Source organism: Streptomyces sp. NPDC023723, assembly GCF_040639815.1.
Taxonomy (GTDB): domain Bacteria; phylum Actinomycetota; class Actinomycetes; order Streptomycetales; family Streptomycetaceae; genus Streptomyces.
This window is the reverse complement of record NZ_JBFAAP010000001.1, coordinates 567,121-587,112: the sequence shown is the minus strand read 5'-3', so window position 1 is coordinate 587,112 and position 19,992 is coordinate 567,121. Positions and strand designations below refer to the sequence as shown.

Genomic DNA, 19,992 nt, shown 5'->3' with positions numbered 1-19,992 from the left:
GCAGCCGTACTTGTTGTCGAACTTCGACTTGGTGACCGCGTCGTTGACGTTGATCGCCGGGAACAGGAGGGTGCCGTCCCGCTGCATCTCGTACAGCCGGTGCACACCGGTCGTCGTCTCCTCGGTGACCCCGCGGATCTCCGACGCCAGCTGGGTCCACTTCTGGGAGCCGTCCGTGATGGTGCGGTTGAGGAGTTCGAGGATGACGCGGTGCTCGTCGTTCTCGGCGGTGTCGGGCGACGGGACCTTGCCGTCCTTCTCGTACTGGACGCCCTGGTGGACCAGGAGGGTGGCGTCGCCGCCGTCGTCCAGGATCATGTTGGGGCCGCCGGTGGGGCTGTCCGGCCAGGTCAGCGCCTGCTCGGTGCACCACCAGTACTCCTCGAGCGTCTCGCCCTTCCAGGCGTAGACCGGGACGCCCTGGGGGTTGTCGGGGGTGCCGTTGGGGCCGACGGCGATGGCGGCGGCCGCGTGGTCCTGGGTGGAGAAGATGTTGCAGGAGGCCCAGCGGACCTGGGCGCCGAGGGCGACCAGGGTCTCGATGAGCACGGCGGTCTGCACCGTCATGTGCAGGGAGCCGGTGACGCGGGCGCCGGCGAGCGGCTGGGCCTCGGCGTACTCCTCGCGGATCGCCATGAGGCCGGGCATCTCGTGCTCGGCGAGGGTGATCTCCTTGCGGCCGAAGGCGGCCAGGGAGAGGTCGGCGACCTTGAAGTCCTGCCGGTTGTCGACAGTCGTCATTACGAGCTGCTCCTCGGGTTCGGGTCGAGGTGGGTAGGGCTGATCTGCGCGGCGGCGGACACAGGGGTGCCCCGAAGAGGACACAGGCATGCCCGCGTGCGCGCAGCGCAGTCCGTCGGAGGCCCTCTCTCCCTCGGTCGGCCCGTGCCGGGCCGCCCGACCGCCATCAGCAGCGACGTCTGGCTCCGTCCCAAGCTACACCGGTGGCCCCGCCGTCCCCAGCCCGCCTCCGCACACTTCCGGCCGATCACGGAAAGTGGCCCGCCGGGTGTCCGACGGGCCACGGGGGGTGAGCGGGTGGGTCAGTGACCGGCGGGAGAGGTGCTGGGGCCGCCGGGGGTGGCTTCGCGGTCGGGGCCCTTGGCGGCTTCGGCCTCGCTGTAGATGTCCGGTTCCAGGTAGATCACGCGGGCGATCGGCACGGCCTCACGGATACGGGCCTCGGCCGCGTCGATGGCGGTGGCGATCTCGGTGGCGGTGCCGTCGTGGCGGACGGAGATCTTGGCGGCGACGAGGAGTTCCTCGGGGCCGAGGTGGAGGGTGCGCATGTGGATGATGCCGGTGACGGTGTCGCCGGCGACGATCGCGGCCTCGATCTTCTCGACCGCCTCGGTGCCGGCCGCCTCGCCGAGCAGCAGGGACTTGGTCTCGGCGGCCAGGACGAGTGCGATCAGGATGAGCAGGACGCCGATGCATAGGGTGCCGACGCCGTCCCAGACGCCGTCGCCGGTGAGCAGGGCGAGGCCGACGCCGCCGAGGGCGAGGACCAGACCGACCAGCGCGCCGAAGTCCTCCAGGAGGACGACCGGCAGTTCGGGCGCCTTGGCCCGGCGGACGAACTCGGTCCAGGACTGCTTGCCGCGCAGCGTGTTGGACTCCTTGATGGCGGTCCGGAAGGAGAAGCCCTCGGCGATGATCGCGAAGACCAGGACGCCCACCGGCCAGTACCAGTGCTCCAGTTCGTGCGGGTGCTTGACCTTCTCGTAGCCCTCGTAGAGGGCGAACATGCCGCCGACCGAGAAGAGGACGATGGAGACGAGGAAGGCGTAGATGTAGCGTTCCCGGCCGTAGCCGAAGGGGTGCTGCGGGGTGGCCTCGCGCTGGGCGCGCTTGCCGCCGAGCAGGAGCAGCGCCTGGTTGCCCGAGTCCGCGAGCGAGTGCACCGACTCGGCGAGCATCGAGGACGAGCCGCTGAAGAGGAACGCCACGAATTTCGATACCGCGATGGCGAGGTTGGCGCCCAGTGCCGCCACGATCGCCTTGGTTCCGCCTGACGCGCTCATGTGCCGCGTTGTCCCTTCGCCTTCGTCTGCCTGCGCGTGCCGGGTGCCCGCGCAAGCCGCCCGGGGGCTCGGCCGGTCCCGGCTTTGCCCTTCCTTTGCGGTGGGCCATTGTTGCAGCCCGGCCGGGCGGGGGTCCCGCGGGCCGGGCTGCTGTTCGCGTCAGATGCGGACGGTGGCCCGGAAGACCGTGCCAGTACCGGACACTTCGGCCTTTTCGCCCGCCGGGACGTAGACGGACGCGCCGGGGGTCAGTTCCTGGTCGCCCGCGCGGACGGTGCCCGCCGTGCAGAGCAGGATCTGCGGGGCGGGGCGGGTGAGGTCGGCAGGGGCGGCGCCGTCGGCGAGGACGTAGCGGGAGAGGCGGAACTCGTCGATGGGGGTCGCGTAGACCTCCTCGCCGTCGGGGGACGCCTCGGGGCGCAGTACGCCGGGGTCGGCGGCCCGGAAGCGGACGACGCGCAGGAGTTCGGGGACGTCGACGTGCTTGGGGGTCAGGCCGCAGCGCAGGACGTTGTCGGAGTTGGCCATGATCTCGACGCCGAGGCCGCTGAGGTAGGCGTGCGGGACGCCGGCGCCGAGGTAGAGGGCCTCACCGGGCTGGAGCCGGACGTGGTTGAGGAGCAGGGCGGCGAGGACGCCGGGGTCGCCCGGGTAGTGGTGGGCGATGTCGGCGTAGGGGGCGTAGGCGCCGCCGAGGCGGGCGCAGGCGGCGGCGGTCTCGGTGACCGTGCGGGACATGTCGTCCGGGTCGGCGGTGAGGACGGCGGTGAGGAACTCGCGCAGGGCGGCGTCCTCGGGGTGGGCGCGCAGCAGGTCGGCGTACGGCTTGAGGGAGGGGACGCCGAGGCCGTCGAGGAGGGCGGCGGCCTGCTCCGGGTCGCGGAAGCCGCACAGGCCGTCGAACTCGGTGAGGGCGCAGATCAGTTCGGGCTTGTGGTTGGCATCCTTGTAGTTGCGGTGCGGGGCGTCGGCCGGGATGCCGCGGCGCTCCTCGTCCGCGTAGCCGTGCCGGGCCTGGTCGAGGTCGGGGTGGACCTGGAGGGAGAGCGGGGCGCCGGCCGCGAGGATCTTGAGGAGGAAGGGCAGCCGGGGGCCGAACCTGGCGACGGTGGCGGTGCCCAGTTCCCGCTCCGGGGCGGCCGCGACGACCTCGTCGAGGGTGCCGCGGCCGGTGCGGGAGGGGGCGCCGGGGTGGGCGCCCATCCACATCTCGGCCTGCGGCTCGCCGGTCGGCTCGGTGCCGAGCAGGGCGGGGATCGCGGTGGTGGAACCCCAGGCGTAGGGGCGGACGGTGTTGTCGAGGCGGTCCATGGCGTTGCGTGGGCTCTCTCTGCCGGTCTTGCTGCTTCAGCGGAAGGTTCGCCTACGAGATCAGGCGCCGGAGACGAGCGCCAGGTAAACGGCGGCGAAATCCGTGATGGCGATCAGTTCGGCGAGGGTCTCCAGTTCGCCGCCGGCCTCCGGTTCCAGTTCGCTGATCGGGGTGTCGTGGCCGAGGGCCAGGTCGCGGGCGGTGGGGGCGGCGGTGAGGCCGCCGATCGGGCGGTCGCGCAGCAGGACCACGCGTGCGTGCAGGGCGGACGGCTCCTCGACCCGGTCGCGGAAGAAGTCGTCGGGGTCGGCGCCGGCGGCGAGCCGGCCGGCCAGCAGCACGCGGTGCGCGGCGAGCGCCTCGGGCAGTTCGGCCACGACGGCCGGGGTGCCGGCCAGTTCGGCGAGCGCGGCGGCGAACCGGCGGCCCGCGGGGCCGGCGGAGGTGCCCTCGGTCCAGATGACCGGGAGGGAGTCGGCGAGTTCGGCCGCGAGGGTCTTGGCGGGGTTGCCGTACGTCGCGACGGCGGGCCCGCAGCGTTCGGCGACCTGGTCGAGGCGGTCGGCGACCTGCTCCAGGGCGTCGGGCGGGGCGGTGAGCAGGCCGACCCGGTCCAGCAGGGCGAGGAGGGGGGTGAGCAGCGCCCACAGGACGCCGGGGGCGGCGCCGGCCAGGGGTTCGTCCTGGTCGTAGGGGGCGGTGGCCATCGGGAGGAACAGGCCGAGGGAGCCGGTGACCGTCTCGCTGAGCGGCGAGCGGGGCGGGGCCACGGCGACGACCGCGCAGCCGCGTCGGTAGGCCGCCTCGGCGAGCAGGGCCAGGCCCGGTTCGGCGCCGTCGGGGGTGGCGATGAGCAGCAGGTCCACGGAGCCGGCCCAGCCGGGCAGCTCCCAGCGCAGGGCGCCCGCGGCGGGGGCCACGCCGCTCGGGGCGAGGCGGGTGACGGGGCTGCCGGGGCCGGCCAGGGTGCCGAGGAGGTCGGCGGCGTGGGTGGCGGCGGCGCCGGGGCCGGCGATGAGGACGGCGCGGGGGCGGCCGTCGGGTTTGAGCTGGGAGAGGCCGGCCTCGGCGGTGAGCCGGGCGGCGGTGCGGACGCGGGCGCCGGCTTCGGCGGCGCCGCGGAGCAGGCCCCGGTGGTCGGCGGCGGCGAGGCCTTCGGGGTTGTCGAACAGTGTTTCGTCGAGCATTGCGACGGTCTCCGATCGCCGGGGCGGCGGGGGGCGCGTTGCCCGGGGTCCGGGCCTGGCTCTGCTACTCGGGGCGGCGGGCCTCGTCGATGAGGAGGACGGGGATGTCGTCGCGCACCGGGTAGGCCAGGCCGCAGTCCTGACCCGTGCAGACGAGTTCCGCGTCCTGTTCCTCGAGGGGGGCGTGGCAGGCCGGGCAGGCGAGGATTTCCAGGAGGCCGGGTTCCAGCGGCATGGGGGTTCCCTTCGGGGCGGGAGCGATGTGCGGATGTGCTGGTCAGGGTACCGCCGGTGGAGGGTGGGGTGGCTGGGTGCCGGTGCTTGGCCTCCCGGCCAGGGGGCTTCGCCCCCTGGACCTCCGGCCGGTGCCCATCCAGCGCCCGACTCGGTTGGCCGGAAACCGCGGTAACGGGCTCGCGCGGCCGTCGCCGCCGAGCAGCCCCTCAGCCCCTCAGCCCCGGATGATTGCCAGCGCCTCGTCCCTGATCTTCGTCATCGTCGCCTCGTCGCGGGCCTCCGCGTTCAGGCGGAGGAGGGGTTCGGTGTTGGAGGGGCGGACGTTGAACCACCAGTCGGGGGCGGTGACGGTCAGGCCGTCCAGTTCGTCGAGGGTGATGCCGGCGCGGTCCGCGTAGGCGGCCCTGATCGCGGCCAGCCGGGCCGTCTGGTCGGCGACCGTGGAGTTGATCTCGCCGGAGCCGGTGTAGCGGTCGTAGGCGGCGACCAGGGTGGACAGCGGGCCCTGCTGACCGCCGAGGGCAGCCAGGACGTGGAGGGCGGCCAGCATGCCCGTGTCCGCGTTCCAGAAGTCGCGGAAGTAGTAGTGCGCGGAGTGTTCGCCGCCGAAGATCGCGCCGGTGCGGGCCATCTCGGCCTTGATGAAGGAGTGGCCCACGCGGGTGCGGACCGGGCTGCCGCCGTGCTCGCGGACGACCTCCGGGACGGACCAGGACGTGATCAGGTTGTGGATGACCGTGCCCCGGCCGCCGTGCCGGGCCAGTTCGCGGACGGCGACCAGGGCCGTGATCGCCGACGGGGAGACCGGGTCGCCGTGCTCGTCGACGACGAAGCACCGGTCGGCGTCGCCGTCGAAGGCGAGGCCCAGGTCGGCGCCTTCCTCGCGGACGCGCCGCTGGAGGTCGACGAGGTTGGCCGGGTCGAGGGGGTTGGCCTCGTGGTTGGGGAAGGTGCCGTCCAGTTCGAAGTACATCGGCACCAGGTCGAGGGGGAGGCCGGTGAGGACGGACGGGACGGTGTGGCCGCCCATGCCGTTGCCCGCGTCGACGACGACCTTCAGGGGGCGGATGGCGGTGAGGTCGACGAGGGAGCGCAAGTGGGCCGCGTAGTCGGCCAGCGTGTCGCGGCGGGTGACGGTGCCCTGGCGCGCGGCCGGTTCGGGGGCGCCCGTCGCGGCCCAGCCCTCCACCAGCGCGCGGATCTCGGCGAGGCCGGTGTCCTGGCCGACCGGGGCGGCGCCCGCGCGGCACAGCTTGATGCCGTTGTAGCGGGCCGGGTTGTGCGAGGCGGTGAACATGGCGCCCGGCAGGTCCAGCGCGCCGGAGGCGTAGTAGAGCTGGTCGGTGGAGCACAGGCCGATCTCGGTGACGCCGGCGCCCTGGGCCGCCGCGCCGCGCGCGAAGGCGCCGGACAGCGACGGGGACGAGGGGCGCATGTCGTGGCCGGTCACGATCGCGCTCGCGCCGGTCGTCCGGACGAAGGCGGCGCCGAACAGCTCGGCGGCCGTCTCGTCCCACTGGTCCGGGACCACTCCGCGTACGTCGTACGCCTTGACGAGCTGCGACAGATCGGACAGATCAGCAGTCACGGGCCAGCCTTCCCCACAGTCCGTTCGGCACGAAGTCCGGTCGGCACACAGTCGTGTCAGTGGGCACAAACTACCCCGAGCCACTGACAGTCCCGCAGTACCGTCCTCGGGTCGCCCCGCCAGGACCGTCGGGGTCCCGTCCTCAGGGCAGCATCCACCCCAGGACCGGCGACGACTGGCCGACCACGATCAGGCACATCACCAGCAGCAGGCCGAGGCTCCAGGGCAGCACCTTGCGCAGCAGGTCGCCCTCGCGGCCGGCCAGGCCGACGGCGGCGCAGGCGATGGTGAGGTTCTGCGGGGAGATCATCTTGCCGAGGACGCCGCCGGAGCTGTTGGCGGCGGCGAGCAGTTCGGGCGAGAGGCCCGACTCCCGCGCGGCGGTGACCTGGAGGGCGCCGAACAGGGCGTTGGCCGAGGTGTCGGAGCCGGAGACGGCGACGCCGAACCAGCCCAGCACCGGGGAGAGGAAGGCGAGTCCGGCGCCGGCCGCCGCGACGAAGTGGCCGATGGTGGCGGCCTGTCCGGAGAGGTTCATGACGTAGGCGAGGGCCAGGACGGAGGTCACGGTGAGGATGGCGAAGCGCAGTTCGTGGACGGTGGCGAGCCATTCCTCGACCGCCACGCGCGCGTGCACGCCGATGACGAACGCGGTGACCACTCCGGCGAGCAGCACCAGGGTGCCGCCGGTGGCGACGACTGGCCAGGTGAAGACGTTGCCGCCGACCCGTTCGCCGTCCGGGGACGCCACGTCCAGGAACGGCCAGTCGTACGTCTGGGTCGCGCCCGCCAGCCAGTCCTTGACGGCCGGGATCTGCGCGACGGAGAAGACCACGATGATCAGCGCGTAGGGCGCGTAGGCGCGGACGACCTCCCGCGCGGGGTCGCGTTCGTCGAGTTCCTCGCTGCGTACGCCGGTCAGGACGGCGGCGCGGACGGGTTCGGCGGCGGGCCGGCGGGCCTGCGGCACGGCGACCAGGGCGGCCGCCCCGGCGAGGGCGGCGCCGATGTCGGCGAGCTGGGCGGAGAGGTAGTTGGAGGCGGCGAACTGGGCGACGGCGAAGGCCACTCCGCAGGCCAGGGCGGGCACCCAGGTCTCGCGCAGTCCGCGCCGGCCGTCCACCAGGAAGACCAGCACCAGGGGGACGACGAGGGCCAGCAGCGGGGTCTGCCGGCCCACCACGGAGGCGACGTCGTCCAGGGGCAGGCCGGTCACCTGGGCCAGGGTCACCACCGGGGTGCCCATCGCGCCGAAGGCGACCGGCGCGGTGTTGGCGACCAGGGCGACGACGGCCGCGCGGACCGGGTCGAAGCCGAGCGCCACCAGCATGACCGAGCAGATGGCGACCGGCGCCCCGAACCCGGCGAGGGCCTCCAGGAGGGCGCCGAAGCAGAAGGCGACGACGAGCGCCTGGATGCGCGGGTCGTCGGAGAGGCGGCCGAAGGACCGGCGCAGGATGTCGAAGTGCCGGGTGCGGACGGTCATCCGGTACACCCACAGGGCGTTGACCACGATCCACAGGATGGGGAAGAGGCCGAAGACGGCGCCCTGGGCGCCGCTGGAGAGGGTCTGGCCGAGCGGCATGCCGTATGCCAGCCAGGCCACCAGGACGGCCGCCAGCAGGCCCGTGAGGCCCGCCAGGTGCGCCTTCATCCGCACGCCGCCGAGCAGGACGAGGACGATCACCAGGGGCAGCGCCGCGACCAGGGCGGACAGGCCGAGGGAGTCGGCCACGGGCTCGAGTTCCTGGACGTACACGGGCGCCTCCCCGGTTCCGCCATGCGAAAGCGATTTCTCGCCGATGGGTCACTGGGACGGAATGGTCGTGTCCGCGACAACACCGCGTCAATGGCCGTGCGGCAACAAGTCGGCGAGCGGGCGGCCCGGTTGCCCGGGGAGGGCTCAATCAGCCAGCGGGACGGCTCAGTTGTCCGGGGACCGCAGCACCCGCAGGTGACCGCGCCGGGCGACCTCCATCGGGTCGACCGAGCGGGCTCCGCCGGCCTCCGCGGCCCGCTCCTGGGGCCGGGCCGCCTCGCGCACCGCGTTGGCCAGCGCCTCCAGGTCGTCGCCGCTGGGGCGGGCCGGGGCGGAGCCGTCCAGGAGCCGGACCACCTCCCAGCCGCGCGGGGCGGTGAGCCGCTCGGAGTGCTCGGCGCACAGGTCGTAGCAGTGTGGTTCGGCGTAGGTGGCGAGCGGGCCGAGGACGGCGGTCGAGTCGGCGTAGACGTACGTCAGCGTCGCTACGGCGGGACGGCCGCAAGCGGTGCGCGAACAGCGACGTACAGGGCTCACGACGTTGGACGGTACCGCACTCTTGAGCGGGCCGCGACGACTCCCCGCCCGGTCACTCCACCGTGTCGCGGTGTGAAACGCCCCACAGGCCCCTCCGGCCCCACCGCGCTGACCTGCGCGGACACCGCACCGCGGGGTGACAGTGCGAGCCGGATGCCAACCACGATCCCGCCCAAACCACGACAATCACCCCACCTCCCCGGTATCGGAGAGATACCGAATCGAGCCCCGCCCTTGGCTTGATCGGTCGCCCCCGGTCCGCTCCGGGCGTTCCCGCATCCGGTGTGGAGCCCGCCGCCCGGGGCCCGCGAGGACTACCCTTCACCGGTGATGGACAACCCCGTGACGCCCCGCGACGCCGCCCCCGGCCCCCGCCGACGTGACCGCCACGGCCGGGGCATGCGCGGCCCGATCGCGCCCCCGCAGGTACCGCTGGCCGCGAGCCGCGCCGACGCGTTCGCGGACCTGGTGCAGGACTCGGTGGAACGGCTGGAGCGGCGCTGGCCGCAGCTCGCCGACATCGATTTCCTGGTCCTGGAGGTGCCGCAGCCGGACGGGGGCGGCGAGGCGTGGAGCGACGAGGCGGTGCCGCTGGGCCGCACGGTGCCCGCCCGGGACGGCCGGCGGGCCCGGGTGGTGGTGTACCGGCGGCCGGTCGAGATCCGTACCAAGGGCCGGGACGAGCGGGCCATGCTGGTGCACGAGGTGGTGGTCGAGCAGGTCGCCGACCTGCTCGGGCTGACGCCGGAGACGGTCGACCCCCGCTACGGGGAGGACTGAGCGCCCCTCACTCCTGGAGGACCGACAGGTCCTCCTCGGCCGCCGGCACCGAGACCGTGCCCCGGTCGTCCGGGAGGGTCTGCACGGTGAAGGCCGAGACGCCGTCCTCCGTCGCCGTCAGCGTCCGGGCCGCGTACACCGGTCCGCCGGACACCGGCTCGACCGTCAGGGCGTAGCTGCCCGCCAGGCCCTCGGGGACCGGGATCTCGACGTCCTGGGTGGTGCCGGCCTTGATGGTGTACGTCTTCGTCGCCTCGGTGCCGCCCTCGCTGCCCGCCGACGCCGTGACCTTGACCTTGGCGGCGGCCTTGGGGGCCGTGACGGAGAGCGTGGTGCCCTTGGCGCGGTTGTCCACCGCGGTGGCGCGGGTGCCGATCGGGCTGGTGGCGGGGATGAACGCCGTCTCCTGACCGGAGTTCTTGCCGCGCACCACGCGGGCCGCGGCGACGACCGGGACGGACCCGTCGGTGGGCGTCAGCACCAGCGAGCCGGCCTCGCCGCGGGTGACGTCGGCGAGGTCGACGGCGGTCGTCATGCCGCCCTTCACCCGGACCGTCTCGTGCCCGGCGGGGGTGATCAGGCCGGACGGGGAGGCGAGCTGCACCTTGAGGTCGGCGTCGCTGCTGCCGGGGGTGAACACCACCAGCCGGACGTCCTCGGCGTCCGCCGGGATGCCCGGCAGCACCAGGCTGCCCGCCGGGTCGGCGGACGCGGCGAGCCAGTCGCCGCCGAGCTTCTCGTGCAGGGCCTGCACGGCGGCGCCGACCCGGCCGCTGCGCACGCCGACGTGCACGGTGAGGTCGGACTGCGCGTCGTCGCTGAGCGTGGAGAGCAGGACCGCCTCACTGGCGTGCGGCTTGACCGTGATGCCCTCGCCCACCGTCGACTCGACGGCGCCGTCCTTGCCGTACAGCTCGATGTCGACCACGGCGGCCGAGTCGTCCGGGTTGGTCAGGTGGACGTAGTCGGTGCGGCCGGGGTCGGTGCTGGCGCCGGGGAACCAGAACTCGGTGTCCGCCTGGGTGCAGTTGACGCCGAGGAGTCCGCGGCCGGTGCCGGCCGCGACCTCCGTGGTCTGCTGCACGGTCCAGCCGGGCGCCAACTGCCCCTGAGCCGTGCCGATCAGGGCGGGCGCGTCGCCGCCGGAGACGTCACCGGTGACCGGTGTGCCGGGCTTCTCGGGCTTCAGTACGGCCTTGTCGTCCTGTTCGCCGGTCCCTGCCCCGGCGGCCGTCAGCTCGGCCTCGCCGTCGCTCTCGGCGCCCTTGGTGACGGGCGTGAAGGACGTGTACGTCGTCTCGGCGAGGTCGGAGGCGCTGGGCGCCGGGCAGGTCAGGCCGGTGCGCTCGACGGGCAGCAGGGCGGCCGAGCCGGCCGGGTCGGTACCGGTGGTGTCCGGGGCGGAGACCACCGCGAAACCGGTGACGGCGGCGAGCGCGGCGGTGCCGGCGAAGAGGGACAAGGTGGTGCGCTTCACTGCTGACTCCCGTCGGGACGCTTGCTGCCCGGGCCGTGCTGGGGGTGCGGGGGCGGGGGCGGGGGCGGGGGCGGCTGTGCCGGGTCGTACGGCGTCTCGTAACCGGCCTGGTCGTAGCCCTGCCCGTACGGCTGCTCGTACGGCTGCTCGTACGGCTGGTCGTACGGCTGGTCGTGCGGCTGGTCGTGCGGCTGCTCGTAGTCCTGGCCGGGCTGTGGCGCGTACTGCTGTGCGTAGCCCTGCTCGTAGGTCTCCGCGCCGCCGTAGGCGTACGGGTCGTACTGGCCGCCCTGGTACTCCCCCTGCGGGTAGCCGGCCTCCTGGTAGCCGCCCGCCGGGTACGGCTGGGGCACCTGCCCGTACTCGTCGGCCGGGTACGGCTCCTGCTGCTGGGGGGCGGCATAGGCGTCGTACGTGCCGTTCCCGGTGTCCGCCGGCCAGTCGTCGTAGGACTGCTGGCGGGGTACCGGCACGGGGCTCTCGGCGTTCTCCCCGGCTTCGGCAACCGGCTGGTCCGTCTCCGCGCCCGGCCCCGGCTCCGTCTCCGTCTCCGCGTCCGCCTCGGCCTGGGCGCGCAGGCGGCGGGCCCGGCGGCCCTCGCCGGCCACGGCCTCGGCCGGGACGAGAGGCTCTTCGGGCAGGTCGTCGTCGACGTCGCGGCGCCGCCCGGGCAGGGCGAGGACGACCAGGACGACGGCGAGCAGGCCCTGCGCCCACAGCCAGGCGGTGCGGGTGAGCGGCTGGTCGTAGGTGACGTCCAGTGCGCCGCCCGCGGCGGGGAGTTCGAAGCCCTGGGCCCAGCCGTCGACCGTGGTGCGGGTCAGCGGCTCGCCGTCCAGGGTGGCACTCCAGCCGGCGTCGGCGGTGTCGGCGAGGCGCAGGACGCGCCCGGCGGCACCGGCCTTGAGGGTGGTGTGGATCTCCACCGGTCCGGCGGCGACCGGCTCGGCGGCCTTGGTCCCGTTCACGACGGTGGCGCGGGCGACCTCCTGGTCGACCCGCCACAGGCCGGTGCCGTCCTGCTGGCTGAGCCGGCTCAGGCCGGGGGTGGCGTCCAGGACGCGGGTGACCGCTCTGGGCGCTCCCTTGTGCACCAGGACGTAGCGCACGGCGTAGCCGCCGAGCTGGTCGGCCTGGTCGGCGCCGGACCCGGCGACCAGGTTGGCGACGACCTTGCCGAGGCCGCTGCCGGCGCCGTCGGCGGCGGTCAGTTCGGCGTCGCCGAGGCGGGCACCGGAACCGCGCACCAGGGTGTAGCGGACGTGGGCGGCGGAGTCGCTGTCCAGGACCAGGGTGCGGGCCTGGTCGCGGCCGCCGCTCTCCTCGGCGACGAACGCGGGCACCTGTACGGGATCGCGGCGCTCCAGAGGGCCGTCGGCGCCGCCGATCACCCAGCTCGCGGCGGCGATCAGCGGTCCGACGGCGGCGGCCAGCGCGATCAGTACGGCGACCGGCTGGCGCCAGCCGAAGCTCTGCTCGGCGACCCGCGCGCGGGCCCCGTCCGCGCCGAGGGCGGCGGCGGACAGCAGGGCGATGCCGTAGACCAGGGTGGCCGGTCCGGCCCAGGCCGAGCCGTTGGACAGGACGGCCAGGACCAGGCCGGCCAGCGCGGCCACCCAGGCCGTGCGGATGCCCAGTTGCCGCTCGGAGCGCAGCAGGGCGGCCAGCGCGGCCAGCACGATGCCCAGGAACAGCACTCCGCCGGCCGCTCCGGCGCCGCCGGGGCTGGCGCCGAGCAGGTCGAGCGCGGAGGCGGCCGAGGCGCCGTACTCCAGGCCGGCCTCCTGGAAGAAGCCGAACGGCAGCAGCGACAGCGACCAGGGGGCGAGCACCAGCAGCGGGGTGCCGAGCTGGGCCAGGAAGCGCGGGCCGTAGGCGCTGAGCTCGGCGCGGCGCAGCACCAGGACGCCGATGCCGAGGAGCAGCGCCAGCGGCCACACGATCGGTGTGAAGGCGGTGGTGACGGTCAGCAGCAGGGCGTAGGCCCAGGTGGCGCGCCAGGTGCCGCGGCCGCCGCCGGGGCGGGTCAGGCCGGCCGCGGCGACGCCCGCGCGGGCGATCAGCGGCAGCAGGACGGCGAGCACGGCGGTGCCGATGCGGCCGCCGGCCAGGGCGCCGGTGGCGGCGGGCAGCAGGGCGTAGACGACCGCCGCCCAGGCGCGCAGCAGCCGGGAGGTGACCAGCGGGCGGGAGGCGAAGTACGCGGTGAGGCCGGCCAGCGGGACCGAGCAGACCATCAGCAGCGTGACGGCGAGTCCGGTCGAGCCGAGCAGCATGGAGCCGAGCAGGGCGACGATCGCCAGGTAGGGCGGTGCGGAGGCGGTGCCGCCGGCGCCGACCGCGTGCCAGGAGTCGGCGTAGCGCGCCCAGAGGTCGCTCGCGCCGTCCGGGACGGGCAGCAGGGCGCCGCCGGCCAGCGCGCCGGCGCCGAGCAGGGCGCGGCAGGCGGCCAGCGAGACCAGCAGCAGGACCAGGAACAGCACCGGGCCGGGTTTGCGGGCGATGCGCTTGAGCCGGGCGAACTGCTCGATCTCCAGGAAGTCGGCGTCGTCGCCGCCGGGTCCGGACTCGACGGCGCCGCCGTGCCGGCCGGCGCCCGAGGTGACCTCCGGGTCGGAGCGGCCGGCGAGACTGCCCGCGGCCTGTTCGACGGTGGCCCGGACGGTGGCGCCCGGCGGCGGGAACAGCGGGCGCAGTTCGTCCTTGTCGGCCTCTGAGCGGCCTCTGGCCCGCCGTCCGGCCAGCACGCGTTCGGGCCGCAGCAGCACGCTCAGCAGGCCGCGGATCTCGTCCAGGGCCTGCCCGGGCACCTTGCCGACGAGGTAGGCGAGGGTGCGCAGGACGGTGCCGAGGAGGATGCGGAACAGCGTCCAGGGCAGGGCGGCGGTGCGGGTGTTGACGAGCAGGGTGTGGACGGCGCCGGCCTTGTCGACCTTGTGCGGGGAGGCGGTGGTGCGCCCGGCGCAGTCGACGGTGCGGCGCTCCCGGGAGGCCGCCTCGGCGTGCCGTACGACCGCCTCGGGGGCGACCAGGACGCGGTGCCCGGCGGCATGGGCGCGCCAGCACAGGTCGACGTCGTCGCGCATCAGGGGCAGCCGCCGGTCGAAGCCGCCGAGCGCCTCGAAGACGTCGCGGCGCACCAGCATGCCGGCGGTGGAGACCGACAGGACGGTACGCACGTGGTCGTGCTGGCCCTGGTCCTGTTCGCGCCGGTCCAGGCCGGTCCAGCGGCGGCCGGAGTTGGCGATGGAGACGCCGACCTCCAGCAGTTGCCGACGGTCGTACCAGCCGCGGAGTTTGGGGCCGACGACGGCGACGTCCTCGCGGCCGAGTCCGTACTCGGTGTCCACCACCCGCAGCAGCTGGGCCAGCGCGTCGGGTTCGGGGGAGCAGTCGTCGTGCAGCAGCCACAGCCAGTGCACGGGCTCGCCGTGGGGGAGGTCCGGCAGGTCGTAGGCGTCGTCGCGCCAGGTGCGGGTGACGGGGTCCCAGCCGCTGGGGCGCTTCAGGTACGGCAGGTCGTCCGGGGTGAGGACGGGGGCGGTGCGGGCGGCCTCCTCGACGGCCTGGCCGAAGCCGGTGCGCCGGGCCAGGTGCAGGACCCGGTCGTCGCCGAGCGCCTCGGTGACCAACTCGGCGGACGCGTCGGCGCTTCCGGTGTCGGCGGCGACGGCGTACTGCACGGGCCGTTCCTGGCCGAGCAGGCCGGACAGCGCGTCGGGCAGCCAGCGGGCGCCGTCGTGGGAGACGAGCACCGCGGTCACCACATGACGCGGGAACTCGGGTGTGGCAGCGGTGTCGTGATCGGCTGCCGGGTGGCTGTGCACGGACATCGAGGTACGGGCCCCGGTTCGGTGGACTGCGGTGGACGCCGGTGCCCGGTGTGTCGGGCGGGGCGTCTCGGACGAGCGCCCACACTATCGGCTGGGCATGAGTACGGCCCGCCGCCTGTGGACAACCCGCCCGCGACGGGCCGTTCGTACCGCAAGTCCCTGGAAAACACCCGGTAAGGCCACGGAGGACACCGGTAAGTCCCGGCTAACCACCCGGTGGTTTGTCAGACCGCCGCCTTCTTCAGCCGGCGGCGCTCCCGCTCGGACAGGCCGCCCCAGATACCGAACCGCTCGTCGTTGGCGAGGGCGTATTCGAGGCACTCGGAGCGCACCTCGCAGGCGAGGCAGACCTTCTTGGCCTCCCGGGTGGAGCCGCCCTTCTCGGGGAAGAAGGACTCGGGGTCGGTCTGGGCGCACAGCGCGCGCTCCTGCCAGCCGAGTTCCTCGTCCGCGTCGTCGACCAGCAGTTGCTGCACCGTCTCGGTCATGTGCGCCCCTCGTCTGTCTTCGCGTCCCCGTGATGTGGCCGTTACCGATTCCGGCTGAACGACACGAGTGAAATTACAAGTGTGCTGCTCCGGGCGAGTCAAGCCGAGATCTGCTATTGGGCCCCTTATTCACTCTGCGGAACCAAGCCCAAGCGGAAAGTGTTCAAATCGGGATAAACCTCGACACACTGACAGGGCCCACGGGGTCGGCACCTCCGTCACGGAGGAGGACGCCCCGACGTTCGATCTCGTTCCGGCACGCCTCCGAAGCGAGTCTGATCACATTCGGATCACGAGATCGCAACGGGGGTTGTGCGCCCGGCTTGTGCGCCATGTGTCCTGGAAGGCGGGTGAGCAAACCTTTCATCTTCCAGGTGAACCGGATGAGGTGAACCATGTCCCACATATCGGGCGCCGAGTTGACAGTGCAGGTGTGAACCGCTGTCCTTGTGGGCATGCTCGCGAACTTGGCACTCACCTCGACCCGCCCCGCCGGGTCCCACGGTGCTGCCCGCGCTCGCTGTAGCTGTCGCTGTTCCAGCTGTTGAGCCGAACCGCTCCGGCTGTCCCCGCCTCCCCTTTCGGGGCGCTCCCGTCCTCTCCGCACTCTTCCGCCGAGGAACCACCGCACCCATGAACAGCGACAGCGACCTCCAGATCGCCGGCGACATCCTCGAAGTACCGCACCTGCTGCAAGCACCGCGCGAGCACCCGGCCACGGTGGCCGAGTTCGCCGGTCTGGCCCGCGCGGTCGCCGCCGACCGCGCCCAGTGGGCACACCTCGTCCGCTACGACGCCGTCTCGCGCTGGTACCACCGGCTGCGCACCGGCCCCGGCTACGAGGTGTGGCTGCTGTCCTGGGTGCCCGGCCAGGGCAGCGGGCGGCACGACCACGGCCCGTCGTCCGGGGTGCTGACCGTCCTGGACGGCACCCTGACCGAGCACGCCCGGGGCGCCGCGCGCGCGTTGCGGCCCGGTGCCCAGCGGGTGTTCGCCCCGGGCTATGTGCACGAGGTGATCAACGACACCCTGGAACCGGCCGTCAGCCTGCACGTCTACTACCCGGGCCTGACCGAGATGACGACCCACGCGGCGCGCTGCGCGTCCGCCGCGGCGACTGCCTGACGCACTGTCGTACCCGCCTGCGAGACTGGGCGCATGCGCATTGTGGTTCTGGCAGGCGGCATCGGTGGTGCCCGGTTCCTGCGCGGTCTGAAGCGGGCCGCGCCGGACGCGGAGATCACGGTCATCGGCAACACCGGGGACGACATCCACCTCTTCGGGCTGAAGGTCTGCCCGGACCTCGACACGGTGATGTACACGCTCGGCGGCGGCATCAACGAGGAGCAGGGCTGGGGACGGACCGACGAGACCTTCCACCTGAAGGAGGAGCTCGCGGCCTACGGCGCCGGACCGGAGTGGTTCGGCCTGGGCGACCGGGACTTCGCCACGCACATCGTGCGGACCCAGATGATCACCGCCGGCTATCCGCTCAGCGCGGTCACCGAGGCCCTCTGCGACCGCTGGCAGCCCGGCGTGCGCCTGCTGCCGATGACCGACGACCGCGTGGAGACGCACGTGGCCGTCGAGCTGGACGGCGAGCGCAAGGCGATCCACTTCCAGGAGTACTGGGTACGGCTGCGCGCCTCGGTGCCCGCCGAGGCGGTGGTGCCGGTCGGCGCCGAGCAGGCGAAGCCCGCCCCCGGCGTCCTGGAGGCCATCGCCGACGCCGACGTCATCCTCTTCCCGCCGTCCAACCCGGTCGTCTCGGTCGGCACGATCCTGGCGGTGCCCGGCATCCGGGAGGCGATCGCGGAGGCGGGCGTACCGGTGGTGGGCCTGTCCCCCATCGTCGGCGACGCGCCGGTGCGCGGCATGGCCGACAAGGTGCTCGCGGCGGTCGGCGTGGAGTCCACCGCCGCCGCGGTCGCCGAGCACTACGGCTCGGGCCTCCTCGACGGCTGGCTGGTCGACACGGTCGACGCGGACTCGGTCACCCGCGTGAAGGCGGCCGGCATCCTCTGCAAGGCCGTCCCGCTGATGATGACCGACGTCGACACGACCGCACAGATGGCCCGGGAGGCGCTGGAGCTGGCCGAGGAGGTGCGGGCGGCTTGAGCGACGGGAACGGATACCGGGTCTGGGCCGTGCCCGGACTGCCGGAGGTGCAGCGCGGCGACGACCTGGCCAAGCTGATCGCCGCCGCCGAGCCCGGGCTGGCCGACGGGGACGTGCTGCTCGTCACCTCCAAGATCGTCTCCAAGGCGGAGGGCCGCACCGTCCGGGCGGCCGACCGGGAGGCGGCGATCGACGCGGAGACGGTACGGGTGGTCGCCCGGCGCGGCACGCTGCGCATCGTCGAGAACCGCCAGGGCCTGGTCATGGCCGCGGCCGGGGTGGACGCCTCCAACACCCCGGCCGGCACCGTCCTCCTCCTCCCCGAGGACCCGGACGCCTCCGCGCGGGCGATCCGCGAGGGCCTGCGCGACGCGCTCGGCGTGACGGTCGGCGTCGTCGTCACCGACACCTTCGGCCGCCCCTGGCGCGCCGGGCTCACCGACGTGGCGATCGGCGCGGCCGGCGTCCGGGTCCTGGACGACCTGCGCGGCGGCACGGACACGCACGGCAACCCGCTCGGCGTCACCGTCGTCGCCACCGCCGACGAGCTGGCCGCCGCGGGCGACCTGGTCAAGGGCAAGACCGCGGGACGGCCGGTCGCGGTGGTCCGCGGCCTGCCGCACACCCTGACCGGCGACGCCGGCGAGGGCGCCCGCGCGCTGGTCCGCGGGGCGCGCGACGACATGTTCCGGCTGGGCACGTCGGAGGCGGTCCGGCAGGCGGTCGCCCAGCGCCGTACCGTACGGGCGTTCACGGACGAGCCCGTGGACCCCGGCGCGGTCCGCCGCGCGGTGGCCGCGGCGGTCACGGCGCCGGCACCGCACCACACCACTCCGTGGCGGTTCGTCCTCCTCGAATCGGCCGGCTCCCGCAGCCGGCTGCTGGACGCGATGCGGGACGCGTGGATCGCGGACCTGCGGCGGGACGGCAAGTCGGAGGAGTCGATCGCCAAGCGGGTGCGGCGGGGTGACGTCCTGCGCAACGCGCCGTACCTCGTCGTGCCCTGTCTGGTCATGGCCGGCTCGCACCCGTACGGGGACGCGCGGCGGGACACGGCCGAGCGGGAGATGTTCGTGGTGGCGGCCGGCGCGGGCGTGCAGAACCTGCTGGTCGCGCTGGCCGGGGAGCGGCTGGGCTCGGCGTGGGTGTCGTCGACGATGTTCTGCCGGGACGTCGTACGCGAGATACTGGACCTGCCGGCCGGCTGGGACCCGATGGGAGCGGTGGCGGTCGGGCATCCGGCACAGGAGCCGCGTCCGCGACCCGAGCGGGAGCCCGGGGCCTTCATCGAGGTGCGATGACCGCGATGACCGGTTTCGCCTGCGTCGAGCGCCTACCCTCGTAGGGACCTCTCACCTTCCCCATTCCCCAGGGACACCATTCGTGGCCGGACGCTTCGCTCCCCGCCCCGCGCGTACGCCGGTACGCGGCGGGCGGGCCGCCGTACCCGCGCAGGGCGCCGCCGGTGCCGGTCCGGGTTCCAGTCCCGCTTCCGGTTCCGGGAAGGTCCGGGTCTGGGTGCCCGACGGGCCGCTCGACCTCGGCCTGGTACTCGGTCCGCTGCGCCGCGGGCCGGGCGATCCGACCTTCCGTACGACCCCGGACGGGGCGGTGTGGCGGGCCAGCCGGACGCCGGCCGGGCCCGGGACGCTGCGGGTCGCCGCGCGCGGTGGTGAGGTGCGGGGCGAGGCGTGGGGGCCGGGCGCCCAGTGGCTGCTGGACCGGCTGCCGGGGATGCTGGGCGCCGACGACGACCCGTCCGCGTTCGTGCCGCGGCACCGGTTGCTGGCGGTGACGCGGCATCGGCGGCAGGGGTTGCGGCTGGGCCGCAGCGGGCTGGTGCTGGAGTCGTTGATCCCGTCGGTGCTGGAGCAGAAGGTCACGGCGCTGGAGGCGTATCAGGCGTGGCGGCTGCTGGTACGGGGGTTCGGTGAGCCGGCCCCGGGGCCGGTGCCGGGGGCCGGGTCCGGGTCCAGGTCCGGTGGGATGTGGGTGATGCCGGCGGCGCGGACGTGGGCGATGGTCCCGTCCTGGGAGTGGCACCGGGCCGGGGTCGACGACAAGCGGGCGGCCACGATCCTCCGGGCGGTGCGGGTGGCCGCGCGACTGGAGGAGGCGGCCGGGATGGAGCCGGCGGCGGCCCGGGCGCGGCTGGAGGTCGTGCCGGGGGTGGGGCCGTGGACGTCGGCGGAGGTCGTGCAGCGCAGTCATGGGGCGCCGGACGAGGTGACGGTGGGGGATCTGCATCTGCCGGGGATCGTGGGGTTCGCGCTGGGCGGGGACCGGTCGGCCGACGACGCGGAGATGCTGCGGCTGCTGGAGCCCTATGCCGGGCAGCGGCATCGGGCGGCGCGGTTGATTCTGTTGAGCGGGAGGGTGCCGGGGCGGCGGGGGCCGCGGATGGCTCCGCGGGGGTTTGCGGGGTTTTGATCGGGGGGGTGCGGTGGCACTGGTGGTGGGGTGGGGTGGGTGACGTGACCCGGGACGACGGGGTGCCGCCGGGCTGATGGGGGTGGGTGACGCGACCCGGCGCTTGCCGGGTGCCGCCGCGCCCACCCGTGCCGCCCCAGGCGGCACGAATGCCCGCGGTTGGGCGGGGTACGCCACGCCGACCGCGGTGGGCGGAGGGCGGCCGCGCGCCAGCCGCGGTGG

General features: G+C 74.2%; 16 protein-coding genes. 5 read left to right on the top strand and 11 right to left on the bottom strand.

Features of this window, described 5'->3' with window-relative positions:
* The 8 genes from AB0G32_RS02770 to AB0G32_RS02735 all read right to left on the bottom strand — a co-directional run.
* Positions 1-741, bottom strand: a 741-nt coding sequence (locus AB0G32_RS02770) for an adenosylhomocysteinase (protein WP_361157096.1), incomplete at its 3' end; no start/stop codon positions are given.
* Positions 742-1,043: 302 nt separating this feature from the next.
* On the bottom strand, positions 1,044-2,024 hold the full coding sequence (locus AB0G32_RS02765; RefSeq protein WP_361157093.1) for a cation diffusion facilitator family transporter: 981 nt from the start codon (positions 2,022-2,024) through the stop codon (positions 1,044-1,046).
* A 159-nt stretch (positions 2,025-2,183) separates the two neighbouring features.
* Positions 2,184-3,335, bottom strand: coding sequence for a mannose-6-phosphate isomerase, class I (manA, locus tag AB0G32_RS02760; protein ID WP_361157091.1), 1,152 nt, complete (start codon positions 3,333-3,335; stop codon positions 2,184-2,186).
* A gap of 60 nt (positions 3,336-3,395) precedes the next feature.
* Complete coding sequence (locus tag AB0G32_RS02755; RefSeq protein WP_361157088.1) at positions 3,396-4,523, bottom strand: SIS domain-containing protein; 1,128 nt, start codon at positions 4,521-4,523, stop codon at positions 3,396-3,398.
* A gap of 64 nt (positions 4,524-4,587) precedes the next feature.
* Positions 4,588-4,758: a Trm112 family protein gene (locus AB0G32_RS02750; RefSeq protein WP_361157085.1), complete on the bottom strand. Its 171-nt coding sequence runs from the start codon at positions 4,756-4,758 to the stop codon at positions 4,588-4,590.
* A gap of 216 nt (positions 4,759-4,974) precedes the next feature.
* On the bottom strand, positions 4,975-6,348 hold the full coding sequence (locus AB0G32_RS02745; RefSeq protein WP_361157083.1) for a phosphomannomutase/phosphoglucomutase: 1,374 nt from the start codon (positions 6,346-6,348) through the stop codon (positions 4,975-4,977).
* 142 nt (positions 6,349-6,490) lie between these two features.
* A complete protein-coding gene (locus AB0G32_RS02740; RefSeq protein ID WP_361157081.1) occupies positions 6,491-8,107 on the bottom strand; it encodes an L-lactate permease in 1,617 nt (538 codons plus the stop codon).
* A 165-nt stretch (positions 8,108-8,272) separates the two neighbouring features.
* Positions 8,273-8,644, bottom strand: coding sequence for a DUF3499 domain-containing protein (locus AB0G32_RS02735; protein ID WP_361157079.1), 372 nt, complete (start codon positions 8,642-8,644; stop codon positions 8,273-8,275).
* 330 nt (positions 8,645-8,974) lie between these two features.
* Between AB0G32_RS02735 and AB0G32_RS02730 the strand changes: the two genes are divergently transcribed.
* On the top strand, positions 8,975-9,424 hold the full coding sequence (locus AB0G32_RS02730) for a metallopeptidase family protein (protein ID WP_361157179.1): 450 nt from the start codon (positions 8,975-8,977) through the stop codon (positions 9,422-9,424).
* 7 nt (positions 9,425-9,431) lie between these two features.
* Here AB0G32_RS02730 and AB0G32_RS02725 read toward each other — a convergent pair whose 3' ends face one another.
* From AB0G32_RS02725 to AB0G32_RS02715, 3 genes are all read right to left on the bottom strand, one after another.
* Positions 9,432-10,901, bottom strand: a complete 1,470-nt coding sequence (locus AB0G32_RS02725; protein ID WP_361157076.1) for a DUF5719 family protein — start codon at positions 10,899-10,901, stop codon at positions 9,432-9,434.
* Positions 10,898-14,734 (bottom strand): glycosyltransferase, encoded by a 3,837-nt coding sequence (locus tag AB0G32_RS02720; protein ID WP_361157075.1) that lies wholly within the window; start codon positions 14,732-14,734, stop codon positions 10,898-10,900. The genes AB0G32_RS02725 and AB0G32_RS02720 overlap by 4 nt, the downstream gene beginning before the upstream one ends.
* 224 nt (positions 14,735-14,958) lie before the next feature.
* Positions 14,959-15,222 carry a WhiB family transcriptional regulator gene (locus AB0G32_RS02715; protein WP_010034659.1) on the bottom strand — a complete coding sequence of 88 codons (264 nt, stop codon included), beginning with the start codon at positions 15,220-15,222 and terminating at the stop codon, positions 14,959-14,961.
* Between the two features lie 633 nt (positions 15,223-15,855).
* Between AB0G32_RS02715 and AB0G32_RS02710 the strand changes: the two genes are divergently transcribed.
* The 4 genes from AB0G32_RS02710 to AB0G32_RS02695 all read left to right on the top strand — a co-directional run bounded on the left by AB0G32_RS02710 (position 15,856) and on the right by AB0G32_RS02695 (position 19,770).
* Positions 15,856-16,347 (top strand): cysteine dioxygenase family protein, encoded by a 492-nt coding sequence (locus AB0G32_RS02710; RefSeq protein WP_361157072.1) that lies wholly within the window; start codon positions 15,856-15,858, stop codon positions 16,345-16,347.
* Positions 16,348-16,380: 33 nt separating this feature from the next.
* Positions 16,381-17,340, top strand: coding sequence for a 2-phospho-L-lactate transferase (gene cofD / locus AB0G32_RS02705; protein ID WP_361157069.1), 960 nt, complete (start codon positions 16,381-16,383; stop codon positions 17,338-17,340).
* Positions 17,337-18,641, top strand: a complete 1,305-nt coding sequence (locus AB0G32_RS02700) for a coenzyme F420-0:L-glutamate ligase (RefSeq protein WP_361157067.1) — start codon at positions 17,337-17,339, stop codon at positions 18,639-18,641. The genes cofD and AB0G32_RS02700 overlap by 4 nt, the downstream gene beginning before the upstream one ends.
* Before the next feature lie 82 nt (positions 18,642-18,723).
* A complete protein-coding gene (locus AB0G32_RS02695; RefSeq protein WP_361157064.1) occupies positions 18,724-19,770 on the top strand; it encodes a DNA-3-methyladenine glycosylase 2 family protein in 1,047 nt (348 codons plus the stop codon).
* The last annotated feature ends 222 nt before the right edge of the window (positions 19,771-19,992 follow it).

Bases quoted from the DNA above. Each gene is read 5' to 3' on its own strand.
- AB0G32_RS02765 (WP_361157093.1), bottom strand. From the start codon at position 2,024: ATGAGCGCGTCAGGCGGAACCAAGGCGATCGTGGCGGCACTGGGCGCC.
- manA (WP_361157091.1), bottom strand. From the start codon at position 3,335: ATGGACCGCCTCGACAACACCGTCCGCCCCTACGCCTGGGGTTCCACC.
- AB0G32_RS02755 (WP_361157088.1), bottom strand. From the start codon at position 4,523: ATGCTCGACGAAACACTGTTCGACAACCCCGAAGGCCTCGCCGCCGCC.
- AB0G32_RS02750 (WP_361157085.1), bottom strand. From the start codon at position 4,758: ATGCCGCTGGAACCCGGCCTCCTGGAAATCCTCGCCTGCCCGGCCTGC.
- AB0G32_RS02730 (WP_361157179.1), top strand. From the start codon at position 8,975: ATGGACAACCCCGTGACGCCCCGCGACGCCGCCCCCGGCCCCCGCCGA.
- AB0G32_RS02720 (WP_361157075.1), bottom strand. From the start codon at position 14,734: ATGTCCGTGCACAGCCACCCGGCAGCCGATCACGACACCGCTGCCACA.
- AB0G32_RS02715 (WP_010034659.1), bottom strand. From the start codon at position 15,222: ATGACCGAGACGGTGCAGCAACTGCTGGTCGACGACGCGGACGAGGAA.
- AB0G32_RS02710 (WP_361157072.1), top strand. From the start codon at position 15,856: ATGAACAGCGACAGCGACCTCCAGATCGCCGGCGACATCCTCGAAGTA.
- cofD (WP_361157069.1), top strand. From the start codon at position 16,381: ATGCGCATTGTGGTTCTGGCAGGCGGCATCGGTGGTGCCCGGTTCCTG.